Source organism: Pseudomonas izuensis (assembly GCF_009861505.1).
Lineage (GTDB): Bacteria > Pseudomonadota > Gammaproteobacteria > Pseudomonadales > Pseudomonadaceae > Aquipseudomonas > Aquipseudomonas izuensis.
On sequence record NZ_WTFT01000040.1, the window covers coordinates 16,904 to 34,054 of the forward strand.

15 protein-coding genes are annotated in these 17,151 nt (G+C 61.1%); 8 read left to right on the forward strand and 7 right to left on the reverse strand.

The genetic code is table 11. From position 1 onward, the window contains the following. Positions 1-3 precede the first annotated feature (3 nt). From GPL81_RS26150 to GPL81_RS26165, 4 genes are all read right to left on the reverse strand, one after another. Positions 4-759 (reverse strand): class II aldolase/adducin family protein, encoded by a 756-nt coding sequence (locus GPL81_RS26150; protein ID WP_160109069.1) that lies wholly within the window; start codon positions 757-759, stop codon positions 4-6. Further along, the gene (locus tag GPL81_RS26155; RefSeq protein WP_160109070.1) at positions 756-1,703 is read right to left on the reverse strand and encodes a CobW family GTP-binding protein; all 948 of its coding nucleotides are present in this window, start codon (positions 1,701-1,703) and stop codon (positions 756-758) included. The genes GPL81_RS26150 and GPL81_RS26155 overlap by 4 nt, the downstream gene beginning before the upstream one ends. Then, on the reverse strand, positions 1,703-3,448 hold the full coding sequence (locus GPL81_RS26160; protein WP_160109071.1) for an amidohydrolase: 1,746 nt from the start codon (positions 3,446-3,448) through the stop codon (positions 1,703-1,705). The genes GPL81_RS26155 and GPL81_RS26160 overlap by 1 nt, the downstream gene beginning before the upstream one ends. An 80-nt stretch (positions 3,449-3,528) precedes the next feature. Continuing rightward, positions 3,529-5,130 (reverse strand): 5-guanidino-2-oxopentanoate decarboxylase, encoded by a 1,602-nt coding sequence (locus GPL81_RS26165; protein ID WP_160109072.1) that lies wholly within the window; start codon positions 5,128-5,130, stop codon positions 3,529-3,531. Positions 5,131-5,281: 151 nt separating this feature from the next. On the opposite strand from GPL81_RS26165, the gene GPL81_RS26170 reads away from it, so the two are divergent. From GPL81_RS26170 to GPL81_RS26205, 8 genes are all read left to right on the forward strand, one after another. Then, positions 5,282-6,187: a LysR substrate-binding domain-containing protein gene (locus GPL81_RS26170; protein WP_160109073.1), complete on the forward strand. Its 906-nt coding sequence runs from the start codon at positions 5,282-5,284 to the stop codon at positions 6,185-6,187. Positions 6,188-7,024: 837 nt separating this feature from the next. Next, complete coding sequence (locus GPL81_RS26175) at positions 7,025-8,116, forward strand: ABC transporter ATP-binding protein (protein WP_160109074.1); 1,092 nt, start codon at positions 7,025-7,027, stop codon at positions 8,114-8,116. Between the two features lie 92 nt (positions 8,117-8,208). Next, entirely contained in the window at positions 8,209-9,321 is a 1,113-nt protein-coding gene (locus tag GPL81_RS26180; protein ID WP_160109075.1) for an ABC transporter substrate-binding protein, read from the forward strand. A gap of 10 nt (positions 9,322-9,331) precedes the next feature. Further along, positions 9,332-10,204 carry an ABC transporter permease gene (locus GPL81_RS26185; RefSeq protein WP_160109076.1) on the forward strand — a complete coding sequence of 291 codons (873 nt, stop codon included), beginning with the start codon at positions 9,332-9,334 and terminating at the stop codon, positions 10,202-10,204. 7 nt (positions 10,205-10,211) lie between these two features. Beyond that, complete coding sequence (locus tag GPL81_RS26190; protein ID WP_160109077.1) at positions 10,212-11,039, forward strand: ABC transporter permease; 828 nt, start codon at positions 10,212-10,214, stop codon at positions 11,037-11,039. Positions 11,040-11,166: 127 nt separating this feature from the next. Next, entirely contained in the window at positions 11,167-11,667 is a 501-nt protein-coding gene (locus GPL81_RS26195) for a hypothetical protein (protein ID WP_160109078.1), read from the forward strand. A gap of 235 nt (positions 11,668-11,902) precedes the next feature. Next, positions 11,903-12,607: a hypothetical protein gene (locus GPL81_RS26200; protein WP_160109079.1), complete on the forward strand. Its 705-nt coding sequence runs from the start codon at positions 11,903-11,905 to the stop codon at positions 12,605-12,607. Between the two features lie 388 nt (positions 12,608-12,995). Next, positions 12,996-14,426 (forward strand): aminotransferase-like domain-containing protein, encoded by a 1,431-nt coding sequence (locus GPL81_RS26205; protein WP_160109080.1) that lies wholly within the window; start codon positions 12,996-12,998, stop codon positions 14,424-14,426. A gap of 112 nt (positions 14,427-14,538) precedes the next feature. On the opposite strand, the gene GPL81_RS26210 is transcribed toward GPL81_RS26205, so the two are convergent. The 3 genes from GPL81_RS26210 to GPL81_RS26220 all read right to left on the reverse strand — a co-directional run bounded on the left by GPL81_RS26210 (position 14,539) and on the right by GPL81_RS26220 (position 17,139). Beyond that, entirely contained in the window at positions 14,539-15,339 is an 801-nt protein-coding gene (locus GPL81_RS26210) for an N-acyl homoserine lactonase family protein (protein ID WP_160109081.1), read from the reverse strand. Between the two features lie 14 nt (positions 15,340-15,353). Beyond that, the gene (locus tag GPL81_RS26215; protein WP_160109082.1) at positions 15,354-16,313 is read right to left on the reverse strand and encodes a diiron oxygenase; all 960 of its coding nucleotides are present in this window, start codon (positions 16,311-16,313) and stop codon (positions 15,354-15,356) included. Positions 16,314-16,380: 67 nt separating this feature from the next. Beyond that, on the reverse strand, positions 16,381-17,139 hold the full coding sequence (locus GPL81_RS26220; protein WP_160109083.1) for a TauD/TfdA family dioxygenase: 759 nt from the start codon (positions 17,137-17,139) through the stop codon (positions 16,381-16,383). Positions 17,140-17,151 lie beyond the last annotated feature (12 nt).

Consider the following 17,151-nt stretch of genomic DNA (forward strand, 5'->3'; position numbering starts at 1 on the left):
GGATCAATCCCGATACCCCGGCGCCACCCGCTCCAGCAATCTCAACAGCGCCGCCCAAGCCAGCTGCATCGCATCCGGATCACCGAGTTCCCCGTCATCCAGCGGCCGCCCCGGATCATTGAACTGCCGCTCAGTGTGCTCACACACCTCAGCCGACGGCAGCACCAACTCTCCGGCAGCCTGGGCCGCCAACTGAATGTCACAGGCCTTTTCCAGGTAGTACATGCGCATGAACGCCTGGCCCACCGTCTCGCCAACCGTCAGCAAACCATGGTTACGCAACATCAAAACAGGCTTGTCGCCGAGGTCCTGCACCAACCGTTGTTGCTCGCCCATGTCCAGCGCCACGCCTTCGTAGTCGTGGTAAGCGACCCGTCCATAGAACTCCATGGAAATCTGATTCACCGGCAATAACCCGCACTTCAACGCAGCCACCGCGCAGCCGGATTTGGTGTGGGTGTGCAACACGCATTGCGCGTCTTCCCGGGCGCCGTGAATCGCACTGTGGATGACGAACCCCGCCGGATTGACCGGATAGGGCGACGGCTCGACCGCCTGGCCACTCAAGTCGATTTTCACCAGATTCGATGCGGTGATCTCGTCGAACATCAGCCCATAAGGGTTGATCAGAAAGTGATGCTCCGGCCCCGGCAGGCGCACCGAGATATGGGTGAAGATCAGGTCGGTCATGCGAAAGTGCGCAACCAGTCGATAACAGGCTGCCAGTTCTTCACGTAACCGTCGTTCGGTCGGGCTCATGTTCTCCCGCTCTCCGTCAGGCAGGCATCCAACCCACGCCCCAATGCATCCCATCCCTCAAAACCACGGCGAGCGATAAACACTAACCGCGTCGCACTGGCCTGCGCCTCATCGGTTGCCGGGGAAAACTGACTGCGGGTGCCAACATGTTGCAACCAGTGGGCCTTGTTGCCTTGAGCCAGGACCACCAGCCCCTTGACCCGAAACACATCGCTGGGCAGCGTCTGCAACCAGCCTCGCAACCCCTCGACATCCAGCGCCGCAGTGCTCTGCCACAGCCAACTGCTGAACATCTCGCCGTGATCGTCCAGCGACACCCGCGTCAACGGCTTCACCGCCCGATGTTCAAGCTCCAGGTCCGTGTCCAGCCACAGCGCATCGGGCAACTCGGCCTGCACGCTTTCGTGCACCCGGGTCCGCAACCCCAATGCCTCGCGCAGCGCCCGCAATTGTTGCTCGTCCACCAGATCGGTCTTGTTCAACAACAACAGATCGGCAGCGGCCACCTGCGCCCGGGCCAGTCGCGCATACTCGCCTTCCAGCTGCAGATGACGGGTGGCGTCGACCACGGTGATGACCATGTCCAGCTGCATCTGGCTGCGCAATTGCGGGTAGGCCAGGGTTTGCACGATGCGCTGCGGATCGGACACGCCGCTGCACTCGATAACGATGCGTTCCAGCCGCGGCTGCAATTGCGCCAGGCTGCCGAGCTGCGCCAGCAGGTCTTCCTGCACGGTGCAGCAGATGCAGCCGTTTTGCAGGCTGTACACCGCATCGGTGACTTCGGAAACGATGGCGGCATCGATGTTCAGCTCGCCGAAATCGTTGACGATCACCGCCAGCCGACTGCCTTCGGCGCGGCGCACCATGCGGTTGAGCAAAGTGGTTTTGCCGGCACCGAGAAATCCGGACACCACGGTGACTGCGATGCGTTGTGTGTCCATTACGCCTTGCCCTCCAGCACCGGCGGTTCACCCTGCCAGACTGCTTTCAACCCTGCCGACGCCAGTGTCGAATGGCGGTCGTAAACCAGTTGTCCTTCAACGAACGTCAGCAGCACTTGGGTCTGATGGATGTAATTGCGCGCCGGTTCGGCGAACAGGTCGCGGTCGATCACGATCAGGTCCGCCGACTTGCCGACTTCCAGGCTGCCCGTGGTTTTTTCCAGCCCCATGGCCACGGCACCGTTGCGAGTGACCACGTTCAGTGCCTGTTCGAGGCTGATCGGCTCGCCGAAGCATGCCGGGTCGTCGTTCCAGGGGTTCTGGCGGGTGACCATGGTTTCCAGCGCCAGCCACGGGTCGATGGACGCCACCGGCCAGTCGGTGCCCATGACAGCAGTACCGCCCGCTTCCAGCACGCCTTTGAAGTCGTAGATGCGCTTGAGTCGCTCCTGGCCATAGCCCGAACGCGCGCCGCTGGCGAACGGCGTCGGATACCAGGCGGCCGGGGAAAATTCGGCGATGACGTTCAGTTCCTTGAAGCGCGGCAGGTTGCCCGGATGCAGCAAGGTGCTGTGGGCGCACTGGTGGCGCACGCCACTGAAACCGTTGCGGCGACGGGCCTCGGCCACGGCATCGAGGAACACGTCGGAGGCGCCGTCACCGGTGCAGTGGGCGATCACGCGGATGCCTTTGCGGTCCATGTCCACCACCATGTCGGTGATGTGCTCGGGAGTCAGGTTGAGCTTGCCACGCCAGCTCGACTCCTGCGGCCATGGGGTCAGCAGGTACGAAGACTTCGGCTCGACCGTGCCGTCGAAGTGGAATTTCACCGCGTTGGCACTCAGCCGTGCACTGCGGTAGTAGTGACGTTCACCTGCCAGCAGTTCCCAGCGACGACGCACCGGAAAGATATCGTCCTGCCAACTGATCGCGGCTTCGATCCGTACCGTCAGTTCGCCGCTGTCGTCGAGTTCCTTCAAGGCTTGCAAGCGCTGTTCACACACGTGCACGTACTTGCTCGCCGTGACGCCGCGCGAACTCTGGAAGTGCACGCCATCACGATAGGCGCGACGCAACACGCTGACCGGGGTCGGCGGCATCGCGGCGTGAATCATCGCGTAGGCGCCGTCGATCATCAGGCCCGTGGGCTCGCCGGTCAGTTCGTCCCGTTCGAAATACCCGTTGCGCGGGTCAGACGTATGGCGGTCGATGCCGGCCAGTTCAAGGGCCTTGGAGTTGACCATCATGGTGCCCCACATGCGGTCGAGCAGCGCCACGGGACGGTCCGGCATGACGCTGTCGAGCCACGCCCGGCCCGGGGTCAGACCGGCTTCGCGGAAGGTGTAGCGCACCCAGTATTGACCGTAGATCCAGCCATCGCCCGGATGCCTGTCGGCATAGGCGAGGATGCTCTCGCGCAGTTGTTCCGGCGTCGGGTCTTCGATGCCCACGTCGAGATCGTCGCTGTAACGCGGCGCCAGCGCGAGATCGGGATGGGTGTGCATGTCGTGCAGGCCCGGCATGCAGAACGCGCCCTGTAAGTCATGCACCCGGGTGTTCGGTCCCTTGAATACCTCAAGCTCGCCGAGGCTGGCGACACCGATCAACTTGCCGTCGCGGATCGCCACGGCCTCGGCCCAGGGGTTCGCCGGATCCTGGGTGTAAATGCGACCGTTGCCGAGGATCAGATCGGCATGGGTTCCTTGTGTGGAATGGGTCGAGGAAAAGTTGTCGGACTCAGCCATGTAAGCCACCTTGAGTTCAGGGCAGTAGAAAGGTCCCTCGCGCTTTGCGCAGCTGGAGGACCTGAAAAATTTTTGTTGTTCTATTCGAGGAAATCCGCGGCATCCAGCTCGATCATCACAGGCTCGCCGCCGGTGCCGAGTTGGCCAAGCAACTCGCGCAAGCTGTCCAGACTGCGCGCCCGGTGATGGGCGACGTGGCAACTTTGCGCCAGGGCAGCGAAGTCCGGCGTAAGGATGTCCACCCCCAGCAACGGCACCGACCGGGCGTTCATGTAATCGCGGATTTCGGCGTAGCTGGCGTTGTTCCACAGCAGCAGGATCACGCCGGCGCCGGCCTCTTTGGCGGCGATCAGTTCGGCGCTGGAGAATTGCAGGCCGCCGTCCCCCACCAATGCCACTACTGGACGTTGCGGCCGGGCCAGTTTGGCACCGATGGCGGCGGGCAAACCGTAACCCAGGGTTCCGTAGCCACTGCCGGCGTTGAACCAGCTGTTGGGTGTTGGCGCGCGATAGCCCAGGGCGCCCTGGTACACCGGTTGGGTCGAGTCGCCGACGATCAGCGGCTGCGGCAGGGCGTCGCGTATCGTATCGAGCAGCGCCTGAAGGCGGCTTTGTTTCGCGCTCCAGCCGGCGTGTTCGAGTGCATTGACCCGCGTCACCCGCTCACTCGCCCAGGCAGGATCGGCCTGACGTTGCGGCAGACGTACCAGCAGCGCTCGCAAGCCGTGTTCGGCATCACCCAGCAAACCGACCCGGGCCGGTTGGGCGCCCAGCACTTGCATCGGATCGATGTCGAGACGGATCAGTGGCGCCTTGAACGCCAAGGGACCGAGGCCAAAAAAGTCGTAGTCGGTTTCACCCAGCTCGGTGCCGATGGCCAGCACCACGTCCGCCTCGGCGAACAGTTCGCGACCGTGAGCCGACGACTGCACGCCATCGAGCAGCAGCGGATGTTCGGGCGCCAGCAAACCTCGGGCGTTGGTGGTCAGCGCCACCGGTGCCTGCAAGCGTTCGGCGAGCAGCGTCAGGGCTTCGCTGGAACGACGCGCACCGCCACCGGCGAGGATCAAGGGACGTTGCGCGCGGTTGATCAGATCGACTGCCGCATTTATCGCTTCTGGCGCAGGAGCCGGAGCAGTCGGCAGTGGTCGAGGATTCAAATCCAGGCCATCAGCGGACATTTCCAGCACATCCAGCGGAATCTCGATATGCACCGGTCGTGGCCGCGTGCAGCGAAACAAGGCAAAGGCCCGCGCCAGCACTTCCGGCAATTGGTCCGGGTGCTGCACGGTGTGGCTTAAGGCACAAACCCCGGCGACCAGCGCACGCTGATCGGGCAGTTCATGCAGGTGACCATGACCCAGACGCAGGTGTTCACGCCGGTTGCAGGTGGAGATCACCAGCATCGGCACCGAATCGGCGTAGGCCTGGCCCATGGCGGTGAGAATATTGGTCATGCCGGGGCCGGTGATGATGAAGCACCCCCCCGGCTTGCCACGGGCACGGGCATAACCGTCGGCCATGAACCCCGCACCTTGTTCGTGACGTGGGCTGACGTGCGTCAGGCGGCTGCCGTGCAGGCCACGATAAAGCTCGACGGTGTGCACACCGGGAATGCCGAAGACGTGTTCGACGCCATAGCTTTCGAGCAACTGAACGAGCGCCTGGGCACAACGGGTCATGCAGCACCTCATTGGAGATGGGCCGGACCGGCCCGATGACAAGTCGGGTTAGTATTGTTGAATCAACCGATACAACAATCGATTTTTTTTGGCCTGACTGTTCAATTTCCGTCACCATACCTACCCCCCTCCACCCACAGCGGAATGAGTTATGCGTTTTCCTTCGATGACAGCCCTTCGCGCGCTGGACGCGGTTGCCCGCTTGGGCAGCGTGTCGGTCGCCGCCCGTGAACTGAACCTGACTCGCAGCGCCATCAGCCATCAGATCAGCAAGCTTGAGGAATGTGTCGGCTTCGCCCTCACCGAGCGCATTGGCCGGGGGATTGGCCTGACGTATCAAGGCGAACGCTATGCGCGCGAGGTGCATGGGATTCTGTTGAACCTGCTCGACGCCGGGCAGCTCATCGACGACCAGGAAATCTCCGGTCGCCTGTGTGTCAGTTGCGCGCCGGGGTTCGCCACCTATTGGTTGTGCCACCACATCGGCGCGTTTTTGCGTCAGTACCCGCAGGTGCAGTTGCAACTGATTTCCCCGCGCACGCCGGACGATACCAACAACTCCAACGTCGACCTTTTCATCGCCTACGGCATTGGCGACTGGCCGGAAATGAGGGTTGAAGAGATCGTCGCGCTGCGCTTCTTTCCGGTGTGCAGCCCGCGCCTGATCAATGCATTGAGCGGCCTGAAGAGCCCGCAGGAACTCAGTCACTTTCCGCTGCTGCACATGACCGACTATACGGACTGGCGAGTCTGGCTGACCGCGGCCGGCGCCTCGGGGGTCAATGCGGTGAGCGGCATCCTGTTCTCCGATGCGCACTGCGCGCAATCCGCCTGCATTGCCGGCCAGGGCATCGCGATTGGCGACAACCTGATCAGCGGCGATGCCTTGTCCAAGGGTTTGCTGGTGCGCCCGTTCGATATCAGCATCGACCTGCACCGTGGCTATTACCTGGCCGCCGACCCGCAAAAAGCCGAGCGCGCGGTGGTTCAGGCGTTCAGTAACTGGGTCAAGACCCAGCTGCAATCGTCGCACCAGACCTGGCAGGACCCCCTCTGACACCCCGTAACCTGTAGGAGCGAGCCTGCTCGCGAAAAACCTTGGCCACCGCTGGGTGCCAGGCTTCGCGCGTTATCGTTGGCGACCATCGCGAGCAGGGCTCGCTCCTACAGGTTCCGATTTTTGTAGGAGCGAGCCTGCTCGCGAAAAACCTGAGGCCACTGCGGGGTGTCAGGTTTCGCGCGTAATCGTTGGCGACCATCGCGAGCAGGGCTCGCTCCTACAGGTTCCGATTTTTGTAGGAGCGAGCCTGCTCGCGAAAAACCTGAGGCCACCACGGGGTGCCAGGTTTCGCGCGTTATCGTTGGCGACCATCGCGAGCAGGGCTCGCTCCTACAGGTTCCGTTTTTTGTAGGAGCGAGCCTGCTCGCGAAAAACCTGAGGCCACCGCGGGGTGCCAGGTTTCGCGCGTTATCGTTGGCGACCATCGCGAGCAGGGCTCGCTCCTACGGTTCCGATTTTTGTAGGAGCGAGCTTGCTCGCGAAAAACCTGAGGCCACTGCGGGGTGCCAGGTTTCGCGCGTAATCGTTGGCGACCATCGCGAGCAGGGCTCGCTCCTACAAGTTCCGTTTTTTGTAGGAGCGAGCCTGCTCGCGAAAAACCTGAGGCCACCACGGGGTGCCAGGTTTCGCGCGTAATCGTTGGCGACCATCGCGAGCAAGCTCGCTCCTACAGGGTGGGTTTAATCATTGGAAATTGAGTAATAAAACTAACCAATACGAGCAAAATAATTCCATTGATGTAGCGATATTTTTAACAATAATGAGCCCAAAGCCCACATCGGATTTACATCCGTCCTCGTACGTCATGTGGGCAATAAAAAGAGGAACCTCATTGTGTCCAGCCGTTCAGCGATTCAGCTCAGCGCACAAGGTATCAGCCAGTATTACGGTCGTTTCGCGGCGCTGGATAATGTCGATCTCGACGTTCGCCAAGGTGAATTCCTTACCTTGCTGGGCCCTTCCGGCTCGGGCAAAACCACCCTGCTGATGATCCTGGCCGGCTTCCTCAGCCCGACCTCGGGCAAGCTGATGGAACAAGGTGTCGACATCATCAAGCGCTCGGCCGAGAAGCGGAACTACGGCATGGTGTTCCAGGGCTATGCGCTGTTTCCGCACATGAGCGTGGCGGACAACGTGGCCTATCCGCTGCGCATCCGCAAAGTCGCAGCCGAAGAGCGCCAGCGCCGGGTCAAGCGCATTCTGGAAGTGGTCGGCCTCGGTGCGCACATGCACAAGAAACCTGCCGAACTGTCCGGTGGCCAGCAACAGCGTGTGGCGATTGCCCGGGCACTGGTGTTCGAACCGGAACTGCTGCTGCTCGATGAACCGCTGTCGGCACTGGACAAGAACCTGCGCGAACAACTGCAAACCGAGTTGCAACGCATCCACCGTCAGGTCGGCACCAGCTTCGTCTTCGTCACCCACGACCAGAACGAAGCCCTGGCGCTGTCGTCGCGCATCGCGATTTTCAACCATGGCAAGCTGACCCAGGTCGACACCCCGGAAAACATCTACAACCGCCCCGAGAGCCGTTTCGTCGCCGAGTTCCTCGGCAAGATGAACCTGTTCCCGCTGGCCGACTTGTCCCGCAATGGCCCGACCGCCAGCGGACGCTGCGGCACCAGCGTTCTGCACGCCCTCGCCCCCGCGCCGTTGGGCCGAGAGCCGATCGTGCTGGCCGTGCGCCCCGAGCACATGGAATTGCACAGCGAATGCCCGACCCGCGACGGCTATAACGTGATGCCCGCGCAACTCACCGACAAGGTTTACCAGGGGTCAAGCACCCATCTGGCGCTCAAGGTCGGTGGCGATACCCTGCCGATCAACCTGTCCGTGCCCGGCAATCACCCGGGTGCACTGATGCCTGGCGGCGCCCCCGTGTGGCTGAGCTGGCCGGTGCAGCAGAGCTTCCTGCTGCCGGCCTGAAGCCGCAAAAAACCTGCATCAAATAGCGCTCTTCCCCTGACAACAATAAAGGCCGGTGTCCACCGCGACGCCCGCTGAACGAGGACTTGCCCATGCGCCAGAATCACCAACAAGACTGTATTGAAGTGCTGATCGAAAAGGCCCGTGGCGGTCAGATAAACCGTCGCACCTTCATCCAGGCCATGGGCCTGCTGGCCGCGGTGCCGCTGGCACTGCGCAGTGGCATCAGTTGGTCGGCCGACAAGCCGCTGGTGGTGGTCAACTGGGGTGGCGATGCCCTGAATGCCTTCCGCTCGGCCTGGACCGACACCTTCACCAAGAACACCGGCATTCAAGTGCGCATCGACGGCGCCGGCCCCACCGAAGGCGCGATCCGCTCGCAACTGGCCAGCGGTCAGCCGAGCTGGGACGTGGTCGATGTCGAAAGCTACAGCGCCCTCGTGCTGGGCCGCGAAAAGATCCTGCAACCGCTGGACTACAACGTGATCAAGCGCGATCAGGTGGCCCCGGCGCTCGCCTCGGACTTCGGCATCGCCAGCTATCAGTTCAGCTACGTGATGGCCTGGGACAGTGCCAAGTTCGGCGACAACGGACCGAAGACCTGGGCCGATTTCTGGGACGTGAAGAAATTCCCCGGCAAACGCACGTTGTACAAATGGATGAACGGAATGCTCGAAGCGGCGTTGCTGGCCGACGGCGTTCCGGCCGATCAGCTCTACCCGCTGGACGTGCCACGGGCGATGAAGAAGATCGACGAGATCAAACCTCACGTGCTGTCGTTCTGGAGCTCGGGGGCCGAGAGCCAACAACTGATGGTCGATGGCGAAGTCTCGGTGGGGGCGATCTGGCATACCCGCGCCAAGCTGCTCAGCGAAGACACCGACAACCGCGTGCGCTGGAGTTTCGACAACGGCTTCATCAACTCCAGCAGCTGGGCCGTGTTGCAAGGCAACCCGGCGGGCACGCAACCGGCCATGCAGTTCATCCAGAATGCGTTTGCGCCTGAAGGCCAACTCAAACTGTTCGAACTGCTGGGCAACGGGCCGTCGAACAGCGCCACCGAAAAACTGATGTCGGCCAGGCAGCTGGAAGCCAACTGCGCCTCCGAAGCGAACCTGAAAAAACAGATCGCCCTCAATGCCCAGTGGTACGCCGACAACTATTCCAAGGCTCTGGAAGAGTATCTGACGCGGCTGTCCAAGTGAGCCATCGACCATGACGACGACCCTGACCTCAACCCTGACCGCCCCCAAGCCCCGCTTCAGCTCGCCGGGCCTGGAGCGTGGCTTGCTGCTGTTCCCGCTACCCGTGTTGCTGCTGATTTTCTATGTGTTGCCGTTTCTCGGCGTGGTCGGCTGGAGTTTCTCGCTGCCGACGCCGGGCATCGAACAGTACCAGCGCATCGCCACCGACCCGGCGATTCACGAAATGCTCTGGCGCACCTTGCGCCTGTGCATGACGGTCAGCTGCCTGGCCTTGGTGATCGGTTACCTGCTGGCTTACTGCTGGGTGTTCAGCCCGCCGTTCTGGCAGCGGGTAGTGGAGATCTGCATCTTCATTCCGTTCTGGATTTCCGTGCTGGTCCGGGCCTTCGGCTGGCTGATCGCCCTGCGCAGCAATGGCGTGCTCAACAACGGTCTGATGGGCATGGGCCTGATCGATCAACCGCTGCAACTGAGCCGCAATGAAATCGGCGTGGTCATCGGCATGCTCCACGTGATGATCCCGTACGCGGTGTTCCCGCTGCTGTCGACCATGCGTCAACTGGATCAACGCGTGCTCATGGCCTCGCGCGGCCTGGGCGCCGGTGCCTTGCGCACCTTCTGGCAAGTGCTGCTGCCCCAGACCCTGCCGGGCATGCTGGGCGCATTCATCATGGTGTTCGTGTTCTGCCTGGGCTTCTTCATCACCCCGGTACTGTTGGGCGGCGGGCAAACGGTGATGATCGCTGAGTATGTGTTCCTGCAAATGTTCCAGACCAGCAACTGGGGCCTGGGGGCTGCACTGAGCGTGGTACTACTGGCCCTGGTCAGCGCATTGATCTGGGTGCTGCTGAAAATGACCCGCGTGAACCGACTGGTAGGCTGAGACAACTATGAACACTCATCGCACTAGCCTGAGCACCCGGCTGCTGGCCGTGGTCGCCATGGCCTTCATGCTGTTCCCGCTGCTGACGGTCATTCCGGTGTCCTTCACCAGCAAGCGGTTCCTCTCGATGCCCGAAGGCAACTGGTCGCTGCGTCACTACGAAGCGCTGATCAGCAACCCTGACTGGTTCCACGCCATCAGCCAGAGCCTGACCATCGCCTTCGCCACCAGCGTGATCGCTACCTTGCTGGCGGCCAGTTTCAGCCTCGGCATCTGGTACATGCGTTCGAAACTGGCCACGGCGCTGATCGGCCTGGTACTGCTGCCGATGGCGATTCCGCCGGTGATTTCCGCGCTGGTCCTGTACTTCATGGAGACCAAACTCGGTCGTTTCGCACCGGGGATGGGTTACGACACGCTTTCCGGCGTGGTGATTGCCCATGTGATCATGGTCGTACCCTACGGCGTGGTGACCATGCTGGTTGCCTTGAGCCAGATTGACCGACGCATCGAACTGGCCTCGCGCAACCTCGGCGCCAGCCTGATGCAGACCACCTTCATGGTGATCCTACCGAACCTGAAACTGGGCCTGGCCTCCACTGCGCTATTGGGCTTTGCCCTGTCGTGGGAAGAGGTCGCGGTGACGCTGTTCATCACCAGCGTCGACGTCGACACGCTGCCCAAACGCATCTGGAGCGGCCTGCGCGATAACGTCGATCCGAGCGTCGCGGCGATTTCGGTGCTGCTGATCACCCTGACCCTGGTGGTGCTGATCGGGCGGCTGGTGGTTCAGCATCTGGCGGACAAGCGGGCGCAGAAGCTGTTGAACCCCTAAACGCGCTATCTCGCGACCGAACGGAAAATGCCCCGTGTTTGCTACGAACACGGGGCATTTTTTTGCGGCGATCTTCAGCGAAACGGGTAAAATCCGGCCACACATTGTTGGCAAAGGATACTGCCTGATGATCAATACCCTGCAAAACACACCGTTATGGGCTTACGCGGTTTTTCTGTTGCTCTGTTACCTGGGCATCAAAGCCCTCTTCCCGACCCGCGAAAGCAAAACCTCGTTGATGCTCACCCCGCCGATTCTGCTGGTCTGGTCGTTGTATTCGCTGGATTTGACGGACCATCCACTGCTGACCTTGGGCTATTGGGTAACCGCCGTGATCGTGGCCAGCGTCGCGGCACAGGTGATCTTTTCACGCCAGGGCGTTGTGCTGGACGAACGGGGATCCGGGCTGATATTGCGGGGAACAGCCAAGACCCTGGCGCTCTACCTGCTGTTTTTTTTCATCAACTACTACTTTGCCTATCAGGCCGAAGTGCATCCGCAATATGCGGCGACGCTGCCGATGGTCTTGCTCAAGGCGTGTGCGTCAGGCTTTGCCAGCGGCCTGTTTTGCGGACGGGCGATCCGGTTTTATCAGGTGTTCCGATTCCTGAAGACCGCGCCTTTGTAGGAGCTGGCTTGCCAGCGAAGGCGGTGTATCTGATGACATCTGCATTGACTGATTTACCGTTTTCGCTGGCAAGCCAGCTCCTACAGGGGTTCACGGTTGCACGGAGCGACAAGGATTTTGCCCATCCGCCTGTTGGACCGTGACAATGCCGTCCCGGTCCAATAGATTAGTCGGCCTGAAAAGGCCCCCGTGCTTTCTCGCCTCTATTCAAGTTTAAAGAAGTAGTGAAATTTCAATGTCCGATTCCAACACCGCTGAATCCGTAGTCACCTTGTCGTCCAAAGCGGAATACGAAAACTCCATCAATCTTTCACAGCACGTGCCACAGGCCAAAACCATCAGCGAGATGGTGCTGGACGCTTTCCAGTCGAGCCGCGAAAGCGACCAGATCCGTGAACTGCGCACCGCGATCCGCCAGGCACATGACAGCTTCGACGACGACAAGGCCTATGAGCTGATGGGCCAGCTCAAGCAACTCAAGGATGCCGAGGCCGCCGATATTGCCGCCCTGGAGGACTTGAGCAGCAAGTTCCCGATCAGCCGCATTCTCTCTAGCTTCAAGGACGACCCGGCGTTTCAGGAAATCGTCTACGGTCTGGCATTGAAGGTGCTGAACCAGACGCATCAGGCGATCAGCAACCCGAGCGGCGGCAAGAGCAAGGCTGCGCGGGTGAAGAAAGAAGCCGAAGTGTTCACCATCAGCAAGGACGGCATGAGCGTCACCCTGCCGCTGCGCACGCCGCGCTCACGCCTTAATGTTGACCGCGAAGCCCTGGAGTTCCTTGGTTTCACTTTCGTCGGCGAAGGTGAAGAAGCCGAGCTCGAAAGCGAGACCTTCCTGGACAATACCGGCGCCGAACAAGCCGCCAACCGCAAGAACATCATCACCGCCCTGCAACAGCAGACTGCGTTCGACGGCTACAGCATCGCCGCGCAGTAACCCAGCCCCATTGTGGTGAGCAGAAAATCTGTGGCTGGAGGAGATACTTGTGGTGAGGGGATTTATCCCCGTTCGGCGGCGAAGCCGTCGCAGATCCGATACCTGCGATCTTCCTGAAAAAACACAGATGACCTATTTGGGGCGGCTGCGCCACCCAACGGAGATAAATCCCCTCGCCACACAGCCTCACTTAAGAGCCCCGCCCAGCGCGGGGCTTTTTATTGCCCGTGATTCGGGCAAATCCGCGATTACTCTTCCAGTATCGACGCCAGAAACAACCTTCCCTTAACCCTTCAGCACCACGGGTCCGCCTGCTCTGATGAAGGTCGTGGAGCGTCAACCTCACTTTCCAGCCAGAGACCTCAGTGGTGCAACTGCTGAGGTCATCATGAACACGACCCCTTTATACCGTCAGTTGGCGAACCACTACCTGGACGCCATCCGCAGCGGCACCCTGAAAACCGGCGAGCGCTTCCCTTCGATTCGCCTGATGATGGAAAAACACGCCGTCAGCCTGTCGACTGCGGTGCAGATATGCCGGGAGCTTGAGGACTACGGTGTGCTGGAGGCGCGGCCACGCTCCGGCAACTACATTCGCCAGCCCGACACGCCGGCCAGACCTGCACCGATCGCCCTGCCCCCGCCGCTGGATGCCGAGGCCTATGTGGGCATCCACCAACAGGTGTCATCGGTGCTCAAGGCCAGTCAACAGGCGACGATCAAGGTCAACTTCGCCAGTGCCTACTGTGCACCGCAGCTTTATCCGCTCAAGACCCTGCAGGACAACATGCTCAGGGCGTTGCGCCAGGACCCGCATTTGCTCGATACCGCGGGCTCGACCTGCGGCCATATCGCGCTGCGCAACATCCTCGCACGCCGGGCGTTGACGACCAAAACCCACCTCACCGCCGAGCGCATCGTGATCACCAACGGCGCAACCGAAGCGATCAATCTGGCGTTGCGCGCGGTGACCTGTCCAGGCGATACCGTGGCGGTGGAGTCGCCGACCTTCTACGGTTTGCTGCAGATTCTCGAAAGCCTGAACCTGCGGGTCCTGGAAGTCCCGGCCTCGTCCCACAGCGGGATCAATCTGCTGGCCCTCGAACAATTGTTGCAAGGCCCCGAGCGGATCAAGGCATTGATCGTCATTCCCAACCTGCATAACCCGTTGGGCAGCATCATGCCCGACGCCAACAAGGCGCGACTGGTGCAACTGTGCGCCGGGCACGACACCGTGCTGATCGAAGACGACACCTATGGCGATCTGGTGGAAACCGAGCAACCCTTGTCCACGCTCAAGCACTGGGACCGCACCGATAACCTGATCTATTGCGCTTCCTTGAACAAAACCCTGGCACCGGGCGTGCGCCTGGGCTGGATCAGCGCCGGGAAATGGCACGAGCGCGTCGAGATGCTCAAGCACACCCAGTCCCATGGTTGCGAAGCCTTGTCGCAACTGGCAGTCAGTGCCTACCTGGGGACACCGTCCTACGAACGTTACCTGCGTCGTTTGCGCAAAACCCTGACGCTACAGCGCCAGCACATGAGCGAGGCGATCCAGCGTTACTTTCCCCAGGGCACGAGCGTGACCAATCCTCGGGGCGGGACATTGCTGTGGGTGGAATTGTCCCGTGAACATTCGTCCATGGCGTTGTTTCACGAGGCCCTGAAGGTCGGCATCCTGATTTCCCCTGGGGATATCTTTTCCAATGCCAGGCGTTTCGGTCATTTTGTGCGGATTGGCTGTGGCGCGCCGTATTCGGCGAGGGTTGATGAGGCACTGCGGACCCTTGGCCAACTCCTCAAAAACCAAAGCTGACGCGATCCTGTAGGAGCTGGCTTGCCAGCGAAAGCGGTGGGTCAGTCGACCTGTTTATCGTCTGAACGGGCGCCTTCGCTGGCAAGCCAGCTCCTACGGGTAGGGGTGACTCTCAGGTTGGGGACTGGTGCAGGCAGATGATATGCGGATCATCATTCCAGTGCGGGAAGCGCTCGGCGATCAGTGGATCGTGGCCGGGGATGACGTGGTCTTCGCTATCGGCCAGGCGGTCGATTTCGCTGAAGGCTTCAAGGGTTTGGGCCAGGTCATCGAGAATCGGAAACGGGCTGCGCTGACGGATGTTGACCCACAGGTGCGCGGCATCCGACGCCAGCACGATCCAGCCGCGCCCGGTGTTCACCCGCACCACCTGGCTGCCGGGCGTATGCCCGCCCACCGCATGCACAGTGACACCGGGAAGCACTTGGGCCGTGCCACTGTGCAAGCGCATGCGCCCTTCGAACAGCGGCGGCAGCGCCGACATCACGTCCTCGACCTCGTAGGTTTTGTTCACCGTGCGATGGGCCATTTTCGGCCCGGTGCAGAAGCGCAGCTCCGCTTCCTGCAAATGCACGGTGGCATTGGGAAACAGCCCGAGATTGCCGGCATGGTCCCAGTGCAAATGAGTGAGAATCAGCTGCTCGACCTGTGCCGGATCGATGTCCAGTTGCCGCAGGGACTCTTCCGGGAGGCGATACATCTGACGATTGCGCCGGTCCGCCGTGGCCGGTTGAAAACAGGTATCGACCACGATCACTTGCTGCTCGTTACGGATCACCCAGAAGTAATAATCCAGCGGCATCGGCGCATTCGGATCACCGCAGCAGGCGTCGTAGAGAAAATTCTCCCTGGCGGTGCGCTGGGCGTTGGCGCCGACACGGATGGCGAATACTTCGTACACGGGAACAGTCATACGAACCTCCAGGTTCAGGCGGCCGCGCTGGCTTTGAGGGTCGGGCGAAAATCGAAATCGATCAGCTCGCTGATGCCCAGATCCTGCGCCAATTTATGCAGACCACTGTAGTCGCGCATGATCGTCGCGTTCTTGTTGCTCTCACGGGTGTCGGCAATGATCGACGCGGCCTCCTCCACCCCGAGCTGGGTCAGAATCGCCTCCCACATCGAGTAGTCCTGGGCGACAAACGCACTCAGCGCTACCGACAAGGTGCGTGCGAAAAATTCCCGCTGCACGGGCTGCATGTTGGCGTACATGACCTTGGCCACTTCGGCGAGCACTTTGCTGTGGGCATATTCGTCGCGGTTATGCATTTCAGCCACGCGGCGGTTTTGCGGCTGGATGCTCTGGTCATCCGCCAACAGATCCAGATAAGCGTTGACGCTAATCTCGGCCACCACCGCAAAGGTGATTGCCGCCAGATCTTTCTGCCATTGCTCGGCCAGTGTTTCTCGCAAGGCCAGCAGCCGCAGATAGGTGACTGACGGCGGCAAGTCCAGATCCTGATCGAGCGCGCGCTCCAGTTTGGTCCGCTCGATGGCCCGCAGGTGCATGAGCGTGTGGTAGTGCTCGTCGATCAAGGTCTGCTGCATGGCCTCGCGAAAATGCCAGTCATCCTTGCCCAGGTATTGATTGGCAATGACGCTCAGCGCCGGGTTCACCACGTGCTCCTCGGCGGTCACGGTGCGCAGGTTGTAGCCGATCCAGCCCCAGGTCACCACGCTGCTCTTGAGCGCCTCGCTCAAGGCCTGGAATTTCGGGTGGTGAAAAAACGGCACCATGCGCTCCGGGTAGTCCGGGCGCGACGGGTCGAACACCTCGTCGACCGACATCTTCTCCGGCGAGCACACCGTTGCGCGTCGGGTCCAGGCCTGATTGAGCCGCACGATCAGTTGATGATCGACCTGGGCGATCTCGATTGCTGTTTGCATGACGCGATACCTGTAGGACGCGTACCCGCTCACGGGTACGCCAATGGAATGAAAAGCGACGGAAGAATCAGGCCAGCCAGTAGCGAGTCAGGTGCCGCGCCGGGTCAGTGTATCGACTGCGGGCGTGGATCATGCGCCAGTTGTCCCAAATCAGCAGGCAGCCGTCGGGAATCAGCACCGGAACATTGTGCTCGACGAAATACGCTTCTCCGAGCACGGCAAACCTGGCCAGCGGCGAGTCGTTGTTGGCAACCTGAGACTGCTGCAAGGCTTCCTTGGACGGGTTCACGTCGCCGTAGTGAAACTGGTTGTAGCTGAAGCGGAAAATGTCGCCGTCCTCTGTAGGCGTCAGGATGTATTCCTTGACCCGAGTCTGCGCAGGTTCGCCGGGTTTGGCGGTGGCGACGAACTCCACCGGGGTATCATCCAGCCATTCGCGCAACTCAGGCTCGGTGCGCTCCAGCGACTTCAGAAACGCATAACCATCCACCAAGCCAGTGTGCCCGCCACCGCAGGTTGCCTGCCGATGGCAATGCAATGCCAGGTAACGTGGCGGCGGGCCATACACCGGCGCTTCGGTGTGCGGGCCGATGCCGTTCATGCTCTGGGAGTACGGCAGGTCTTCGTAGCCGGGCTTGCGGGTGATGGCAAAAGCCGTCTGCCCGTTGAATTGCGGAATGACCGGACCGAACTCATGCAATGTGCCGACAACATCGTGGGCGAATTCGCCGGGGGTCAGAACCGTCCAGCCGCGGCTCGACAATTCTTCATGGCGATGGCCCAGCGATACGTAAGGTTTGGACGCAACAATCCCTTGATTTGGCATGGTGAGATTCCT